Annotated in this window: 18 protein-coding genes and 3 pseudogenes; 11 read left to right on the forward strand and 10 right to left on the reverse strand. The window is 63.6% G+C overall.

Translation table 11 applies throughout. From position 1 onward, the window contains the following. Window positions 1–127: 127 nt before the first annotated feature. Window positions 128–718 (reverse strand): chemotaxis protein CheB, encoded by a 591-nt coding sequence (locus ACFZ8E_RS26840; protein ID WP_405044522.1) that lies wholly within the window; start codon window positions 716–718, stop codon window positions 128–130. Between the two features lie 124 nt (window positions 719–842). After that, a pseudogene (locus ACFZ8E_RS26845) lies at window positions 843–1,223 on the reverse strand (chemotaxis protein CheB); the annotation flags it as partial. Here ACFZ8E_RS26845 and ACFZ8E_RS26850 point away from each other — a divergent pair. Continuing rightward, complete coding sequence (locus tag ACFZ8E_RS26850; protein ID WP_405044559.1) at window positions 1,165–1,311, forward strand: hypothetical protein; 147 nt, start codon at window positions 1,165–1,167, stop codon at window positions 1,309–1,311. The pseudogene ACFZ8E_RS26845 and the gene ACFZ8E_RS26850 sit on opposite strands and share 59 nt — an antisense overlap. 2 nt (window positions 1,312–1,313) lie before the next feature. On the opposite strand, the pseudogene ACFZ8E_RS26855 reads toward ACFZ8E_RS26850, so the two are convergent. Then, window positions 1,314–1,460: pseudogene (locus ACFZ8E_RS26855) on the reverse strand (IS3 family transposase); the annotation flags it as partial. A gap of 34 nt (window positions 1,461–1,494) precedes the next feature. Here ACFZ8E_RS26855 and ACFZ8E_RS26860 point away from each other — a divergent pair. Both ACFZ8E_RS26860 and ACFZ8E_RS26865 read left to right on the forward strand, forming a co-directional pair. Then, a protein-coding gene (locus ACFZ8E_RS26860) for an IS3 family transposase (RefSeq protein WP_405042273.1) occupies window positions 1,495–2,636 on the forward strand; the annotation gives its coding sequence in 2 pieces (ribosomal slippage) (window positions 1,495–1,762 and window positions 1,762–2,636; 1,143 coding nt in all). 523 nt (window positions 2,637–3,159) lie between these two features. Continuing rightward, complete coding sequence (locus tag ACFZ8E_RS26865; protein ID WP_405044523.1) at window positions 3,160–3,897, forward strand: hypothetical protein; 738 nt, start codon at window positions 3,160–3,162, stop codon at window positions 3,895–3,897. A gap of 44 nt (window positions 3,898–3,941) precedes the next feature. Here ACFZ8E_RS26865 and ACFZ8E_RS26870 read toward each other — a convergent pair whose 3' ends face one another. Next, the gene (locus tag ACFZ8E_RS26870; RefSeq protein WP_405044524.1) at window positions 3,942–4,496 is read right to left on the reverse strand and encodes a PAS domain-containing protein; all 555 of its coding nucleotides are present in this window, start codon (window positions 4,494–4,496) and stop codon (window positions 3,942–3,944) included. A 154-nt stretch (window positions 4,497–4,650) separates the two neighbouring features. Here ACFZ8E_RS26870 and ACFZ8E_RS26875 point away from each other — a divergent pair, with 154 nt between their 5' ends. Beyond that, on the forward strand, window positions 4,651–4,878 hold the full coding sequence (locus ACFZ8E_RS26875; protein WP_405044525.1) for a hypothetical protein: 228 nt from the start codon (window positions 4,651–4,653) through the stop codon (window positions 4,876–4,878). Window positions 4,879–5,003: 125 nt separating this feature from the next. Beyond that, the gene (locus ACFZ8E_RS26880; protein WP_405044526.1) at window positions 5,004–5,132 is read left to right on the forward strand and encodes a hypothetical protein; all 129 of its coding nucleotides are present in this window, start codon (window positions 5,004–5,006) and stop codon (window positions 5,130–5,132) included. Window positions 5,133–5,245: 113 nt separating this feature from the next. Here the strand turns inward: ACFZ8E_RS26880 and ACFZ8E_RS26885 are convergent, their stop codons facing one another. After that, on the reverse strand, window positions 5,246–5,494 hold the full coding sequence (locus ACFZ8E_RS26885; RefSeq protein WP_405044527.1) for a hypothetical protein: 249 nt from the start codon (window positions 5,492–5,494) through the stop codon (window positions 5,246–5,248). A 150-nt stretch (window positions 5,495–5,644) separates the two neighbouring features. On the opposite strand from ACFZ8E_RS26885, the pseudogene ACFZ8E_RS26890 reads away from it, so the two are divergent. Beyond that, window positions 5,645–6,608: pseudogene (locus ACFZ8E_RS26890) on the forward strand (IS630 family transposase). A gap of 136 nt (window positions 6,609–6,744) precedes the next feature. Beyond that, entirely contained in the window at window positions 6,745–7,011 is a 267-nt protein-coding gene (locus ACFZ8E_RS26895; protein WP_405044528.1) for a hypothetical protein, read from the forward strand. 170 nt (window positions 7,012–7,181) lie between these two features. Here ACFZ8E_RS26895 and ACFZ8E_RS26900 read toward each other — a convergent pair whose 3' ends face one another. Next, a complete protein-coding gene (locus tag ACFZ8E_RS26900; protein WP_405044529.1) occupies window positions 7,182–9,332 on the reverse strand; it encodes a TonB-dependent receptor domain-containing protein in 2,151 nt (716 codons plus the stop codon). A gap of 215 nt (window positions 9,333–9,547) precedes the next feature. Then, entirely contained in the window at window positions 9,548–9,994 is a 447-nt protein-coding gene (locus tag ACFZ8E_RS26905; protein WP_405044530.1) for a Fur family transcriptional regulator, read from the reverse strand. A 110-nt stretch (window positions 9,995–10,104) separates the two neighbouring features. On the opposite strand from ACFZ8E_RS26905, the gene ACFZ8E_RS26910 reads away from it, so the two are divergent. Beyond that, window positions 10,105–10,575: a hypothetical protein gene (locus ACFZ8E_RS26910; RefSeq protein ID WP_405044531.1), complete on the forward strand. Its 471-nt coding sequence runs from the start codon at window positions 10,105–10,107 to the stop codon at window positions 10,573–10,575. Window positions 10,576–11,442: 867 nt separating this feature from the next. Then, window positions 11,443–11,682 (forward strand): DUF6894 family protein, encoded by a 240-nt coding sequence (locus ACFZ8E_RS26915; protein WP_405044532.1) that lies wholly within the window; start codon window positions 11,443–11,445, stop codon window positions 11,680–11,682. A gap of 565 nt (window positions 11,683–12,247) precedes the next feature. Here the strand turns inward: ACFZ8E_RS26915 and ACFZ8E_RS26920 are convergent. Together ACFZ8E_RS26920 and ACFZ8E_RS26925 are read right to left on the reverse strand one after the other, a co-directional pair. Continuing rightward, window positions 12,248–12,430 (reverse strand): hypothetical protein, encoded by a 183-nt coding sequence (locus ACFZ8E_RS26920; protein ID WP_147830630.1) that lies wholly within the window; start codon window positions 12,428–12,430, stop codon window positions 12,248–12,250. Between the two features lie 675 nt (window positions 12,431–13,105). Beyond that, window positions 13,106–13,255 (reverse strand): hypothetical protein, encoded by a 150-nt coding sequence (locus ACFZ8E_RS26925; RefSeq protein ID WP_405044533.1) that lies wholly within the window; start codon window positions 13,253–13,255, stop codon window positions 13,106–13,108. Window positions 13,256–13,393: 138 nt separating this feature from the next. On the opposite strand from ACFZ8E_RS26925, the gene ACFZ8E_RS26930 reads away from it, so the two are divergent. Both ACFZ8E_RS26930 and ACFZ8E_RS26935 read left to right on the forward strand, forming a co-directional pair. Next, window positions 13,394–13,699 (forward strand): hypothetical protein, encoded by a 306-nt coding sequence (locus ACFZ8E_RS26930; protein WP_405044534.1) that lies wholly within the window; start codon window positions 13,394–13,396, stop codon window positions 13,697–13,699. Window positions 13,700–13,827: 128 nt separating this feature from the next. Further along, a complete protein-coding gene (locus ACFZ8E_RS26935) occupies window positions 13,828–14,067 on the forward strand; it encodes a hypothetical protein (RefSeq protein WP_405044535.1) in 240 nt (79 codons plus the stop codon). Between the two features lie 17 nt (window positions 14,068–14,084). Here the strand turns inward: ACFZ8E_RS26935 and ACFZ8E_RS26940 are convergent, their stop codons facing one another. Next, on the reverse strand, window positions 14,085–14,816 hold the full coding sequence (locus tag ACFZ8E_RS26940; protein ID WP_405044536.1) for a Crp/Fnr family transcriptional regulator: 732 nt from the start codon (window positions 14,814–14,816) through the stop codon (window positions 14,085–14,087). Between the last annotated feature and the right edge of the window lie 184 nt (window positions 14,817–15,000).

Below are 15,000 nucleotides of genomic sequence, written 5' to 3' on the forward strand. Positions count from 1 at the left end.
TGACATTGCCCCGGCCGCCCCAGGGAAGAGGAGCGAACGGGATCACCGCGCAATCAACCGCCACGACCGGCAACACGACCTCCGGCATCTCGGCCTCCCGGTCCGCATCGTTGCCCCGCATCCACAGTCATCCGTATCGAACAGCGCTCTCGATGGCTCCTGCAAGATCAGCAGGGCTTCCGATCACGTCGATGGGGCCGTCATAGGCGATCGCGTTTTCCGGCATGCCTGGCATTCGTGGAGCGCCCGGCGTCAGCACCATCGTCAAGCCACCTGCGGCGTGGATGGCGGCGAGACCGCGTGAGCCATCATCCAGGGAGCCCGACAGGACCACGCCGATCATGCGGTGTCTGCCATGTGCGGCGACCGAGCGGAAGAGCAGGTCCACCGTGCGGTTGCCGTGCAGACGATGCGGATCGTCCACGATCTCGCTGAAGCTCCTGGCTGCGAGTGTCAGGTGATCGGCCGGTTCGCCGATATAAGCTACCCCCGGCTCGAAGCGCTCGCCTTGCGCCGCGATGACGATCGGCAGGTTCGATCCGCGCGTCAGTACCTCGTGGAGATGGCTGAGCCTATCCCACGGCCTGTGGAGGACGATCAGCACGACGGCTGGCAGGGAAGGTGGCAAGGTCTGGAGCAGGGCCTTGATGTCGCAAAGGCCCTCGGCGCCCGAAGCACCAACGGCGACAAACCAGGGCGTGACGCTGTCGGCGTTCATCTGCGGAGCGTAGCACACCAACGGCCAAATTCACGGCTGCTCGTCCTTGCGTCAACGCAGCCACGCGAGCTGCAATCTCTGCGACTGGCAGGCTGGCGTCAGGATGATCAGCCATGAGGGCTGCCCAGGGCATCGAGGGCTGCTCCGCCTCCTCGGGCTTCTGGACGAGGGCCAAACCACCGAGCGCCCTAACCCTGGCGAGACCATCCGCCCCGTCGCCGTTGTAGCCGCTGAGCACGATACCGATGACGCGCTCGCCGTAGTCCTCGGCGGCTGAGATGAACAAGGGATCGGCGGCTGGACGAGTGAAGTTCACCTTGCTCCCCTGATCCAACCAGATCGAACCGAAGCCCAACCGCATGTGCTTGTCGGGAGGGGCGACGTAGACGCGGCCAGCCTGGATATGCTCGCCATCCTCCCCGTATCCGACGGGCAGGTGGCTCGTCATGTTCAAGAGTCCCGGCAGGATGCTGGAACAGTTGCCGGTGTGCCAGACGATGAACACCGATGCCGAGCAGGATGCCGGTAGCGCGGCCACGATCCGTTTGATTGGGGTAAGGCTGATCGGCCCCCACGAGGTGATCCAGGGGTAAAGTTAGTGCACGGTGGGCCGCTCCGCCACGAGTAGCTTGGCCGACGGAGCTGGTTGGGCGAGCGCAGCCGGCCAAGCGGAGAACGCTGGCATGAACACCTCCGGTGCCGACGGCCGGTGGCCTGACCGGCTGGCTTTGGACCGGGCTGATTGAGAGGATCAGCCAGGACCAAAGGAGTTGGACATGCGGCGAGGCCAGAAGACGAACGCGGAGCAGGTCGTGCTCAAGCTGCGTCAGATTGAGGTGCAGACGGCCCAGGGCAAGAGTTTGGCCCTTGCATGCAGGGAGGCGGAGATCTCCGAGCAGAGTTACTACCGCTGGCGCAAGGAGTACGGCGGCCTTCAGGTCGATCAAGCCAGGAAGATGAAGGATCTGGAGCGCGAGAACGCTCGTCTGCGCCGGCTCGTCGCCGACCTTTCTCTAGAGAAGCAGGTGCTGGCGGACGTCGCCTCGGGAAACTTGTAGCCCCCGAGCGACGCAGGCAGGCGGTGAACGGCATCCGCGAGAAGTACGGCCTCTCGGAACGTCACGCCTGCCGGATCGTCGGTCAGCACCGCGGCACGCAACGCTACGTGCCTACCGTGCTGGCCGACGAGGATGCACTGACCCAGGCCATGATCGCCCTGGCGTCCGAGTACGGACGCTACGGCTACCGCCGAGTCACCGCGCTGCTACAGGCAGCCGGCTGGCAGGTAGGCAAAGACCGGGTTCAGCGCATCTGGCGTCGCGAGGGGCTGAAGGTCCCCAGCCGACATAGACCCCGCAGCCGCTTGTGGCTGAACGACGGCTCCTGCGTGCGGCTACGACCGCTTCATCGCAATCACGTCTGGAGCTTCGACTTCGTGCAAGCCCAGACGCACGATGGGCGCTCTCTGCGCATCCTAACGCTGATTGACGAGCACAGCCGTGCCTGCCTCGCGCTGAAGGTGGCGCGGCGCATCAACAGCGTCGGCGTGATCGAGGCGCTGGCCGACGCGATGTGCCTGCACGGCATCCCGGAGCACATTCGCTGCGACAATGGCCCAGAGATGATCTCCAAGGCGTTGCGCAAATGGGTCGCCAAAGCTGGCTCACAGATCCAGTACATCGCGCCAGGATCCCCGTGGGAGAATGGCTACTGCGAGAGCTTTAACGGCAAGCTGCGCGACGAGTGCCTACGCCAGGAGATCTTCTACTCGCTGAAGGAGGCGCAGATCGTGATCGGTCTCTGGCAAACCACCTACAACCGCGTTCGACCGCATTCGTCGCTGGGCTATCGGCCGCCCGCGCCCGTCAGCTACCCGGGTCTGGCCTTCCGGCTACCCATGGCCGCCACCATGCAGTAGCCTCTCAATTGGCTCGGTCCAAAATACCGGTCAGGTCAAACACGAGCACGGCAATGCGCCACGGCTCGATGATTGGTTGGGGTAACGGCTTGTCTGGCTGAGTGTTCATTGGCCTGCCGTCCTCCAGCGCCTGTGAAGCGCGAAAGGACGCTGGGGAGGTAAACGCTTCCTGAAGATCCAGGCTGCCCGCCGTTGACTTAGCCGTGCGCGCCGGCCGACATGCCATGTCCGGCTGTGGCGCGCCTTATGGCGAGTCGTGAGCCGGCTGGAACAAGGGACCAAGGCCGCGAGAAAGACCTAAGCCCAAAACGCCAACGGCCCCACCCCGGCAAGGGTGAGGCCGTCGAAATCGAGGTGTCTACGGGGACACGTGCAACTCCCCAGACATCATAGCTCCCGCCGGGAGTCAATCGGGATCGCTTCCCGAAACGATGGCGCTTTGCCTTTTGCCGGGGACAGCTACCGCTGCGCCCCCTGCTTTGACGCGGCCCGAGCAGGGCTGTGAGTGATGTTTCACGCGACTATGGCCGCCGCGATCGACGGCGCGCGGACGCTTGCGCAGATGGACGAGCTATCGCGCCAGGTGTGGCAGGGGCACGGGTCAGGCGCCTTGGGCGACGCAGAGGCCCAAGCTCTCGCCGAACGCCTCCACGGGCGCCGCAGCGCGATCCGAGAGGGCATCCGGCCCGTTGGCATCCCCGCCGGCCGTGCGAGCCTGTTCCCGCCCCGGCGTGCAGCCGTCTCGCCTGATCGATCAGCCTCGCGAGACCGTCGCCGGCTGCTGGCCTGTTCTGGCCCAATGCCGCCGGCCCTCGCCAGCAGGTTCACGACCGGGCAACTCGCGGTATTGCGCGTCGTCGGCGACGAGGTAGCCGGCAAGGGCGTGTGCGGGCTCTGTATCGACGCCATTGCGGCACGGGCCGGGGTGTGCCGCCGGCTGGCCCAGGCCGCGATCCGCCTCGCCGAGGGCGATGGCCTGCTGACCATTCAGGAGCGCCGGCATCAGGGGCGGAAGTCCGATCCGAACCTGCTGCGCATCATCAGCCGGGAATGGCAGGCGTGGATGCGACGCGGACGCCGCCTCCCTGTCGAGGGGGGTGGGTGCAAATCCATGCATCCCACGGATAAGGGGGTGTTAAATACGGGGAAAACAGAGCCAACGGCATCGTTGAAGAAGCTGCCGGAACGGCAGGGTCGCTCTCACGCCAGAGCCTTGCGAGCAGCGGCGCGGGTGGCAGAGCCGGTGCGAGCCATGCGGTAGCCGCAGGCGGGTGTTCGGCATGGCGAACGCGGAGCCGGACTCGATCAGTGAATGCGATCGCGGTGATCGGGTGCCGTCATGTTCCGCGCGAGAAGCTTGCCTGCCGTGAACAATGCCTCCCTCAACACGGGCAGCATCTCCTGGGCGTGATCCTGTTCGATGAGTCCGTGCGCGATCAGCAGGTAGTCAGCCACGGCTTCCAGGGTCGAGCCAGGCGGCGTGGCTGGGTTCATGGGAGGCGGAACAAAACGCGTGAGGGTGCCATACGCCGTCAGCGGCTCAGAACGGCTCGGGCTGATCTCGGTAAGTGATCCAAGGTAGCCCAGGAAGGTGTTGCCCGGCGGACCGTAGGAAGGCACAGCGCCGATCATCACCCAAGCGTAGCTCCCATCGGCCCGGCGCAAGCGCGCGCGGAGGCTGAACTCGCTCTGCTGATGATGGGCGTCGCGCAGAAAGGTACGGGCGGTCTCGTGGTCCTCAGGGTGCATGCATGCGAACCAGCCGTGCTCAGCAGCCTCCGGGGCTGCTTGGCCGGTGAAACTGGTCCATTCGGGGCTGACGTAGCTCACGCCACCGTCCGCCTTCGTGACAAAGATCATTGAGGGGTGCTCCCGCAGCTTCAGTTACGCATTGACGCTGAAGCCCGAGCGCCGAAGGCGGGATGTATCGCCGTTTCGCTTGGCATCCCGAAGACGTTGCGTTCCATCACGCTGCCGTGAAAACCAAATTTTGGCTTCCCAGGAACGATCTTCCATGGGTTTGGTTCTCGGCACCATCATGGAAAAATCGGCCGATCCTCAACGGGCAATCCTGCGACGGATTGCGGACAAGCTCGGCGTGCCGGTCGAGCAATTCTTCACCGGCAACTTGCCCTTGGACGCGGACGATTGCCTCCGCCTGTGGCTCAGGATCAAGACGGACGAGGGGCGCCGGCAAGCCCTAGAAGCCCTGCGAGCCATTGCAGAGATTGAGCAGACGTAGTGGCTTCTGGGAGGCTGTTGTGGCTCGACGCTTACACAGTTAGTTGCGCCGGCTTGATAGCGACGCTGGGGGCTGGATGGTCGACGAGACGACGGTCCTGGCGCTTGCGACCGAGACACGCGGAATTGCGCGCGGCGCTCGCCGAGGCTCAGGAACTCTTAATCGAGACCGCCGTCGATGCCGGCGAGATGCACGTCCGTGCCGAGGAATTGGAGAGGGAGTTGGCCGTGGCGCGCGCAGACCGCGACGCCTAGATGATCCTTGCGGGGCGAGAGGCGTCATGATTAGCCCCTAGGCCCATGGCGATTATACCGTTCGCACATACGTTGCCGGAGCTAGCCGACGCCGTTGGATCAGCGCTCAGGCGTCAGTGAGCTGCGTGCTCGTCGCCTGCGCCCTTCCGGTGCTTCTTCTTTTTGCGCAGCTTGGCAGCCTTCGGCTCGGCATCCTCATCTGACGCGCGCTCTCCGAGCGCGAACGCATGCAGTCCCTTTACAGCTTCGGGGTCGGCGGCATGGCTGTCGATCAAAGCATAGAAGGCGGCGCGAACAACTTCCTTCTTGCTGGCTTCAGGATGCTTTTCACGGGCCGCGGTGAGCAAATCCTTCGGCTTCATGCCTGACGTGGCGAGGCTTCGAAGCGTCTCTGCTATGGTCTCAATCGAAGGCATCTTGATCTCTAGAGCCACGTCCGGTTGGATTGAATCAAGGGGGTAGCGGGCGGGTTTCGGATCTGATTCGATGTCGGGCTTTCCGAGGAGATCGGGATGCCGTCAGCCTTATCCGTGGATCTTCGCGAGCGGGTGATCGCGGCGATCGAAGCGGGGTCGTCGCGCCGACAGGCAGCCAAGCGCTTTGGTGTCGGTGCGTCCAGCGCGATCCGCTGGCACGAGCGTTTCCAGAAGGAGGGCGAGATCGCGCCCCTGCCGGCTTGTGGTGAGCGGCCCGCACCCGCCATCGAGGCGCATGCCGAGCTTATCCTTCAGGCCTACCAAGAGCATCCGCAGGCGTTCCTGCGGGAGTTACGCGACACCCTGGCCGAGCGGGGCGTCCGGACGAGCGTCAGCGGGCTGTGGCGGTTCTTCGCCCGGCATCGGGTCACCCGTAAAAGGGGGCTGTCTACGCCACTGAGCAGGAACGAGCGGACGTGAAAGCCGCACGGGAGGCGTGGTTTGCAGGGCAACTCGACCTCGATCCCGACGCCGTGGTGTTCATCGACGAGACCGCTGCGGCCACCAACATGGCCCGGCGCTACGGTCGGTCTCCACGTGGCGAGCGCTGCCGGCTCCTCGTGCCCCAGGGTCACTACAAGACCACCACCGTCACCGCCGCCCTTCGTACCAGCGGCCTCCTCGCCACCACCCTGTTCGATGGCGCCACCAACGGCGAGCGCTTCCGAGCCTACGTCACCGACATCCTCGTCCCGGTGCTGAGACGCGGCGACACCGTCGTCCTCGACAACCTAAACGTCCACAAGGTAGCCGGCGTGCGCGAGGCCATCGAGGCGGTCGGCGCGCGCCTACTCTACCTCCCCGCCTACTCGCCTACTCGCCCGACTTCAACCCGATCGAACAAGCCTTCGCCAAGCTCAAAGCCCTTCTGCGCACAGCCGCCGCGCGCACCGTCCCCGACCTCTGGCAGGCCATCGCAAACGCCTTCGCCGCCTTCAGTCCGAACGAATGCCGAAACTACATCACAGCCGCAGGATACGACGCTTATGACCCGACCTGAACGGCAACAGCTCTAAGCTATGCGGCTATCCTGCCGCACCTGACTAGCTCCTATCATATGTTGTGACCCTGGCCACGGTGATCGCATCGTCACGGTGCATGACGTAAGGGGTGCGCCAAATCGATGGAGATGACCGATGGCTAAGGATAAAAAGAGTGCGTTCCCCGGCTCAATACGGGACCAAAAGAATGCGGCGAACGCCGAGGCTGAAAAGGTAAGCGCCAAAATCCAAGAGTCGTTCGGCAAGCTCGCCAAAAAGATGCGGGAGCGGGCAGACAAGGCGAAATCAAAGATAGACGAGACGCAAAAGCCTGAGAAGCGTGCCGTTTTAACGCGACGCTTCGAGCTATACGCGGATGCGGCGACATATCTCGAAGAACGTCTTCCTCCGAGCGATGAATAGCTGGGTGCCTTCGCGATCGGTCACGGATAGAATTAGCGTCAGGCACAGGCGTGAGATCATAGACCCCTACACCTACCCGCCTCGCGGCCTCGATCTCGCTGCCGCCGCCCGCTACCTCGGCTGCGATCCGGGTGCCTTCAGGAACCTCGTGAATGCCGTACTGACCTCCGTCAAAAGCGGGCCGTCATGAACAGGCGGACGTTGCGCCCCGGCAGCAGGATCTCGTCCTTCTTGAACGAGGCCGAGTTGCGGATATCGTCGTCGAGCAGGTTGCGTGCCTGCAGCCCAACGGTCACCTCGGTAGCGCCGTAAACCCGGGGATCGATCGGCGCGGTGTAGCTGACCTCAGCGCGCAGGTCGTCCCAACCCTTCGTCGGCGTCTCGAACACGCCGGTGGCGTTGTGGTCGAAGGCATGTAGCAGGTTCACTCGTGCAAACCAGCCATCCGCCCGCACGTACATGCCACCGCCAAGGCGGTAGGGCGGGATGCGCGGCACGTTGCTGCCGTCGTCGAGTTGGGCCCTGACGAAGTCGAACTGCCCCTCCAGGCCGAAGAAGCCGTTCCCGACCGGCAGGAGGTCGTACTGGCCGATGATCTCGGCACCGTAGAAAGTGGCGTTCTGCTGCTGGTAGACGATTTGCCGGTTCTCGGTGCCGCCGCTGCACGAAGCGAAGTCATCGTCGCAGAACAGGCCAGTGTAGTTCCGGTAGATGAAGCCGGTGTAGCGCGTGTAGAACCCGGTGGCGTCGAGGCGCAGCGGGCCATCGGCCTTGCGGATGCTCGCCTCGACGGTGCGGGCCCGCTCCCGCTTCAGGTTCGGGTTGCCGATCTCGAAGGTGGCGGTGGCGTCGTGCGGCCCCTGGGAGAACAGCTCGTAGCTCGTGGGTCCGCGCTCGACGTAGGAGCCGTTGAGGCTCGCGACGAAGCCGTAAGGCAGATCCTGCAGCGCGCCGATGCTGGCGCTTTTCGGAGCGAAGCGGCGGGTCAGGGCATATTGGAATGGCTCCTGTCCCTCGACCGGGACATAGCCGGCCGGGAACTGCGCCGCCGTGCTGTTCAAGCGGTCGACCTCGTAGCGGCCCGCCGCCTGCAACCGCGTTCCCGGACGCAGTTCCAGTTCCTCGAACAGGTAGACGGCGTTCGAGCGAGACTCGGTCTTCGGAAGGAACGCTTCGAGCTGTGAGTTGATGACCCGACGATCCGACTGGAAGCCAAGCGCGCCAGTCAGCGTGCCGATGGCGGTGAACACCGGCACATGCTGGAGCTCGATACGACCCTCGGCTTCTCGGTTCTTGAAGATCGCCTGGACGCCTTCGATCCCGTCCTCACCGAACCCGATCTCCCGGTGCTTGTAGACTGAATAGCCAGCCCAGTAGCGGATCACCTCGATGGGGCCGTCGAGGGGTCGGTACTCGCCGCGAGAGGTGACGCGGTCCTGGTTCGGGTCCAGGCGGGTGCGGTTCTGCTCGGCCACGCCGCCGGGGATGGCATAGAGCGCATCGTAGTGGCTGAACGAGACGCCGACGAAGCCGCGGTCGCCGATCGCAGAGATGCCGACCGCGCCGCCCTGGGACTCGTTGTAGGAGTTGCGCTGGATGCCGCCGGGGATTGCGTAGCTATCGTTGGCGGTCTTAAAGCCGTCGGCGTGAACCGCGACGCCGTCCTTGCCGGCATCCACGGTTGCCGCGCCGAGCCGGCCGTTATCGACGCTGGAGAAGCCTGTAGTGACCTGGCCGCTGTAGCCGTTCAGCGGGATGAAGGTCGGTATCCGGTTGTTCTCGGACGAGACCACGCCGCCGATGGCGCCGGAGCCGTAGCGCAGGGTCGCAGGCCCACGGATCACCTCGATCCGGTCGGAAACCAAGGGGTTCACCGGGACGGCGTGATCCTCGCCGAGATCCGAGACGCCGTTGTTGACGACGCCGTTCTCCTGGATGCGGACACGGGCTTGGTCGAGGCCGCGGATGATCGGGCGGGAAGAGGCGCCCGGCGCGTAGCTCGACGACGTGATGCCCGGGCGGTCGAACAGGGCGTCGCCTAGGGTCCGGGGTTGGTCGCGGGCGATTTGCTCCCGCGTGACCAATGTCACCGGCGAGAAGGTGTCGGTCGCCACCGGCAACACGCCGATCGTCGAGGGCACCGCGCCGGGTGACGGCCCGGCGGGGGCCGGCGTCGCGGGCGACTGGGCGGGGGATGCGTTCGCTGCGGAGACGGCACCGGACCCACTGCGCTGGATCGGGCTCGGCGACGTGACGCTGATCTCGCCCAGGTTCACAGATTGCTGCGCCCATGAAGGTGTCGAGGTAGCGACGAGGAGCATCCCGGAGACGCTCCCCAGGGCCGATCCGACGAGGGTCTTGCGGAGTGAGAAAGGCATGGCTCACGACCTAATGTAATATCATTACACAGGCGCAGCTTGGCCTTGGCTGCGCAAGCTGAATGGCTCGTGCTGGGCCAAGAAGAGTCGTGACGTTACAATGTTGCAACAACCGCAGGGCGTGATGCGGTCAAGCGGATGATGAAGCCGGGTTAGTCTCAATTCTCCGCGCCGACCCGGCAAGCGGCGCACCGTCCCTGGATCTCAATGGCTTGGCCTGAGGCCTCAAACCCGCTGGCCTCGGCAAGTTGGGCGACCGTTTTCCGGATCAGGTGTGATGCACTCTCGGCGACGCTTCCGCACCCGGTACAAACCAGCATCGCCAGCGGCTCGGGCTCAACGCGAGCCCGGCACACGAACGCCTTGCGAAGGGCGAGGTGCCGTACGAAGCCGGCTTCGATTAGAAACTCCAGCGCCCGGTAGACTGTCGGCGGCGCGAGCAGCTTGGTGCCCGACAAGCGATGGATGATCGCATAGGCCGACACCGGACCATCGGAGGCCGCAACCACCTCTAAGACGCGACGGCGTATCGGCGTGAGGTTCAAGCCGCGCTGGTGGCAACTCTCGACGGCCTCCGCGACGAAGCCGGACGGTCCGGGACCCAACGGGGGCTCCGGGCTCGCGGTTGAGAAGCGGGAGGCGGTTCGAGCCTGCATCGAGGGTGTCGCCAGTTGACGATGTAACGTTATCACATTCTGTTCTCAGGCTACCTTTCATGCAAGTCCCTAAGCCGGATATCATCGACCCCTACGCCTACCCGCCCAGAGCGTTCGACCTTGCTGCGGCGGCTCGATACCTTGGGCTCACGCCGGCCGCATTCAGCGCCCTTGTCCGGGTCGGCCAACTCCCGTTTGCCCGGCAACTCGGCGTGACCGCCGTCTGGGACAGGCTGGCCCTCAATGCAGCGTTCGAGGTGGCCTCGGCTGATGAGGTGCGGCCTGACGGGAAACCTGCGCAGAAGCGAAGAGGTACGCCCGCGATGTCGAAGGAGTGGCCGGGCTACCACAACGTCTACACGCCTGAGACGCTGGCCGATCGGTGGCAGTGCTCCGGCAACCACATCCGCAACATGATCAAGCGGGGGGACCTGGCCGGGTTTCAGTATGGCGGAAAGCTGCTCCGCATCTCGGCCGCAGTCGTGGCCGCCTACGAGAACGCGGACACGGGTAAGGCACGAGATCGATAGAGGCGGTATCGGGCAAGGGCCTGCCTGCCTTAATTGGCGGGCAGATGCGCTCCTCCCACGCTGCACCAGCGTTTGACGGCCGGCACCTTAGAGTATCAATCGGGCGTCGGAAAATGGTCTATGAACCGCGCGCCGTCCCATAACTCGACGGCGTGTCCGTCCACGAGGGACTTGGCTTCGATAATTGCGGTGGGATCGTCGCCTACGTTCAGCCGCGCCATCCCAAGGACTTCACCGCTCACTCCAAGTAGGACGGCACGGTAGCGCGGCCGTGCAGGCGGATCGTCCAATCCGCTCGCGCCGATCCTATCATTACCTGCCATTGCCTTCTCCGTCGCTTCATGGGCTCGCGTTGCCAGGAAGCAAAGCGTCGGGCTCCCGTCCTTTGTGCCGGCCTCAATAAAAAGGCGCGCCGGGTAAGGGCGCGCCAGAGTGGTTGAGAACGGTTCTCGGGTTGAACCAGAGATAGGCTTATCACCGCCCTCAAAGACTAACCGCTCAATTGATGCGTTTGCTTACAAAATCTCTTTCCGTCGCCCGCGCACCAGCCGTGCGCTTGGGCACGTAGGCCACGGCGGTGGGTGCCGGTGAACTCCACGCCCGTGACTGTAGCGCGCGGACTGCGACGCGTGGATGGTCCGGGCGATGCGGCCGATGTCGTGTTCGCCCCCAGGCCCAGGCGATTGGACCGTTCGCGCATACGGCCCATCCGGTACCCGACCGAAGGCTAAGCGCTGCCGCAAAACATCACCCATGTTAACGATGAGGCTTCGTTTTCATCATACGATGGGTTTAGTGCGGCCCTACCTTTGGCCTTCCGTGCCTGTGAGACGTTTGTGCTCCCGCCTGCTGCGCGCGGAGAACCCTGTGCATCGCTACTATTTCGACATCAACGACGGTCGTACCCAGCGCGACGAGGAAGGCGTTCTATGTGCCGACCTGCAAGCTGCCGTGCTGGAGGCCAAGAAACTGCTTCCCGCCATCGCTGCCGACGAAGTGCCAAAGGACGGCGAGCGCCAAGCCATGACGGTGCTGGTGACAGACGAGGACGGCAAAGCGGTCTACATGGCCGCGCTGGCCTACACGGGGGCGTGGCTGCTCCGGTAGCGCCTCTTTCGAAGCGGCCGGGGTCTCCGGCTTCACAAGCCGTTTCAACGCGGCATCGAAGTCCACCGTGATCGGTACTGGCACCAGCCTCCCGCGCAGCTTCGATGAACCGGCCGCCCTGCTCGGAGGGAAAGCAGGGCCAACGCAGCAGATCGGGAGGACTGGCCGGCTGCTCGGCTCTCACCTGACCCGTTGGGCCTCGTCAGCGCCGGGACGGCTGAGACTGCCGGATCGCGGCTTCATGATACGACGTAGCGCCATTGGCAGCCGTGGGCGCCTGAGAGGGCTGCTCGCTCATGTGATCCTGCTCGTGACGATCTCCGCTAGCTGCGGCTGCGGCCGCCCTGGCAGCGTACTCATCGCTTTGGCTGGAACTATTACGTGAAATCAAAGTCATAATGCTAATATCCTTGCGTTAGGGCGAACCCTCTGCGCAGGATTTGTTTATTGAACAGAAAATATTCAATCGGGATTGGGCGTTGTGCAAGTTTTATGTGCCTGAGACATTTCTGGGCACACGATCATATGTTTACGTGCGGTAGCCGCTCAAACGGACTGACTTGCGCTATCGTTGCCGCCGACCCCGTTCTTCGTCGGCCACCGCTTCCACCGCCGCGATGGCGTTCTCAAGCTCCGCGATCCGCTTCAGCGTGCTGTCGGCCGGCATCGTATCGTACTGAGCGGCTTCCATAATGAGGTCGCGCTGACGAGCCTTGAGGCGGTCCAGGAGGGCTTCGAGCTTGTCCATGGCGTGCTGTAGCGAGGCGTGTCTTGCTCGACAACATGGCGTCGTGAGCCGGGTAGTAGGTCCGTTCGAAATTCTACCGAAGTTGTCCGGCCACAATAGGCTCGCACCCGCGTGGCATGATCCAGGCATGCTAAAACGTCACGAAACGCGACCATGTGATCTCGGTGTCCCCGAGCGAGCAACAGCCGGGCTCCTATCGGTGGAGCATCACGGCGTTGGCCACCGCATTGGTGACTTAGTCTCCCTACGCCTTCGCAACAGCGTTAGGAGCCACGATGTCCGCCGAATGTTGGCTGCGCGTAATCGCGGAGAAGGGCAGCGAATGATCTTGTCGTCGCTGATCATAGAGGTGCGAATGGACCGAGATCCGGCCTGAGCGACCCCTCCCACATGGCCCCAACGATATGTCGGTAAAACGACGGTTTTCCCGACATTTGGGGCGGCGGCTTTCGATCAAACCTGGCCGCCGGAGGCACAGTCAGCGTTCCTCCAAAGCGGCCGTCTGTCATCCGTCCGGAAACTCCGGCTCGGGGTGGGGAGCGGACCCTAACCCGTCGCCCTGAAACGGACGTTCTTCCCCTGTCGCGAGCGGATCATCCAACAAGCCGGGTCAAATTCGCATAGGCGCCTGCATGGAGCCGCCGCTCTTAGCCGCCGCCGAGTTTCGCCTCAGGCTCAGCTTGGCGACGCGCGATCTCCTGGCCAATCTGAAAACAACAGCAAGCGCATGAGGGTCTTCATCTCAGGTGTGCCATACGCCTGCACGATCTCGTTTGCCTCAAAGCACACCTCGGCCAGTGCGACCATTTCGTCCGTCATCGGCATCGCAGTCGGCTATGTTTCTTCAATCTCGTTGGGTAGGTATGAGGCGCACAGCGTGGAAAGCAATGTGGGATATGTAATTTTCTTACGCTGAGATTTCGTAAATCTCTTACATATCCTATGTTATGAATTTGAGGGTCTATGTCGTCCATTGATCTGAAGTCCATCCAGAACGAGAAGGCGAATGCTTTGCTTGATCGACTTGCCGCATCACTCGGTTGCTCAACGGAAGCCTTCTATGGTCAGAACCAACACCAATCGAGTGAGACCCTTGAACTGCTGAACCTGTGGTTCGCGCTGGAGGAGCCGCAGGACCGGGCGAAGGCGATGTCGTTTCTGCGGAACGCGAAAACTAAGGCGCGAGCCCTGGATGAGGTCAGAGCACCGTCATCTGGCGAGCCCGTGGCCCTCGCGCACGCGATGCAGAAGCCCGAGAAGGCTCCCTGATATCAGACACATGAAGAAAGGTTATTCGGTCAGCGAGTGGCATGTGCGCTGGGACGGATGCAAACACACCAAAAGTGTAAGAATTTTACAGTTCGCCTCGGGAGCTATAAGTTTGCGGACGTATCCGGATGCGACTGCTGGAGGTGAGCATGAGCGATCCAGCAGATGTCGCCCGTCTGGCGAAGCTGTCCGCGATGGCCGCCACCCTCGGCATTCCCGTTGGGAGCTTCTTCGCTGACTGCGAGGCGTCCGAACGCCTCGCCGGGGCAAATGAGTGCGCACAGCTCTGGGACCGTATCAAAACCGCCGAGGCTCGCCGCCGCGCGTTGGCATACCTGCGCGAACTGGCGGACGAGCCCCACCCATGATGCGGTGATTGCTCGAACTACGGCGCTTCTGGGTCGGCATTCCCCTCGATCAGCCGGGCGTACTCGGTCTCGGCCAAGCCGTAGCCGTCCCCCGCCACATCGAGCAGACGCTCGCGGTCGATGATCTGGACGCGGCCCCGGCCCTTGGCGACGAGGCCGTCCTTCTCGAGCACCTTCATCGCCATCGTCACGCCGGGCCGTTCGACGCCCAGCATCAGCGACATGAACTCCTGCGTGACCGTGATGTCGTCGCCCTCGCCGCGATCGTGGCACATCAGCAGCCAACGGGCGAGGCGGGTCGGCGTACCGCCGCGGGCGTTCGCGAACGCGGTCTGCGCGGTCTGGACGATTTGGGCCTGGATGTAGCGGTGCAGGAGACCGCGCAGGGCGGGGCGTCGCTCCACTTCAGCGCGCAGGTCAGACACATCGACCGTCAAGATGTGCCCGGCCGCCTGCACGAAGTGGGTGAACGGGCTGCGATCGTCGCCGAGCAGGACTGGAGAGGCACCAACCAGGGCTTCGCGGCCGAGCAGCCCGACCTCGATGCGGCCGCTGGGCGCATCGGAGGTGACGGAGACAATGCCCGCCTCCACGAAGTGGACGCTCGTGATCTGCGTGTTGGCCGAGATGAGCACGCGCCGGAGCGGGATCGCCTCGGGACGCAGCGCAGGCGCCAGGGCAGCGAAGTCCTCCGGAGGCAGCGCGCGCAGGAGGCGGTTGCGTAGGTCGGTCTGCTGGAGGTTTGCCACGTGTGCTCTCGCGCTGGGGGCAAGAGCACACGCGGTCCCTCAATCGTCAGCGCCCTGAAACGAGCCAACCACAACAAATATATGGTGATCGGTAGGAAGAATTGCAATCGCTCAATATGCTATATACTTCATTATCTGGTCCAAAATTGAGACCGAATGTAAATTTATTACTTATAATATCCGC

It is taken from the genome of Methylobacterium sp. HMF5984, assembly GCF_045033435.1.
GTDB lineage: Bacteria > Pseudomonadota > Alphaproteobacteria > Rhizobiales > Beijerinckiaceae > Methylobacterium.

Bases quoted from the DNA above. Each gene is read 5' to 3' on its own strand.
- ACFZ8E_RS26935 (WP_405044535.1), top strand. From the start codon at position 13,828: ATGCGACTGCTGGAGGTGAGCATGAGCGATCCAGCAGATGTCGCCCGT.
- ACFZ8E_RS26925 (WP_405044533.1), bottom strand. From the start codon at position 13,255: ATGCCGATGACGGACGAAATGGTCGCACTGGCCGAGGTGTGCTTTGAG.
- ACFZ8E_RS26900 (WP_405044529.1), bottom strand. From the start codon at position 9,332: ATGCTCCTCGTCGCTACCTCGACACCTTCATGGGCGCAGCAATCTGTG.
- ACFZ8E_RS26895 (WP_405044528.1), top strand. From the start codon at position 6,745: ATGGCTAAGGATAAAAAGAGTGCGTTCCCCGGCTCAATACGGGACCAA.
- ACFZ8E_RS26885 (WP_405044527.1), bottom strand. From the start codon at position 5,494: ATGAAGCCGAAGGATTTGCTCACCGCGGCCCGTGAAAAGCATCCTGAA.
- ACFZ8E_RS26910 (WP_405044531.1), top strand. From the start codon at position 10,105: ATGCAAGTCCCTAAGCCGGATATCATCGACCCCTACGCCTACCCGCCC.
- ACFZ8E_RS26850 (WP_405044559.1), top strand. From the start codon at position 1,165: ATGTTCAAGAGTCCCGGCAGGATGCTGGAACAGTTGCCGGTGTGCCAG.
- ACFZ8E_RS26930 (WP_405044534.1), top strand. From the start codon at position 13,394: ATGTCGTCCATTGATCTGAAGTCCATCCAGAACGAGAAGGCGAATGCT.
- ACFZ8E_RS26870 (WP_405044524.1), bottom strand. From the start codon at position 4,496: ATGATCTTTGTCACGAAGGCGGACGGTGGCGTGAGCTACGTCAGCCCC.
- ACFZ8E_RS26875 (WP_405044525.1), top strand. From the start codon at position 4,651: ATGGGTTTGGTTCTCGGCACCATCATGGAAAAATCGGCCGATCCTCAA.
- ACFZ8E_RS26865 (WP_405044523.1), top strand. From the start codon at position 3,160: ATGGCCGCCGCGATCGACGGCGCGCGGACGCTTGCGCAGATGGACGAG.
- ACFZ8E_RS26840 (WP_405044522.1), bottom strand. From the start codon at position 718: ATGAACGCCGACAGCGTCACGCCCTGGTTTGTCGCCGTTGGTGCTTCG.
- ACFZ8E_RS26920 (WP_147830630.1), bottom strand. From the start codon at position 12,430: ATGGACAAGCTCGAAGCCCTCCTGGACCGCCTCAAGGCTCGTCAGCGC.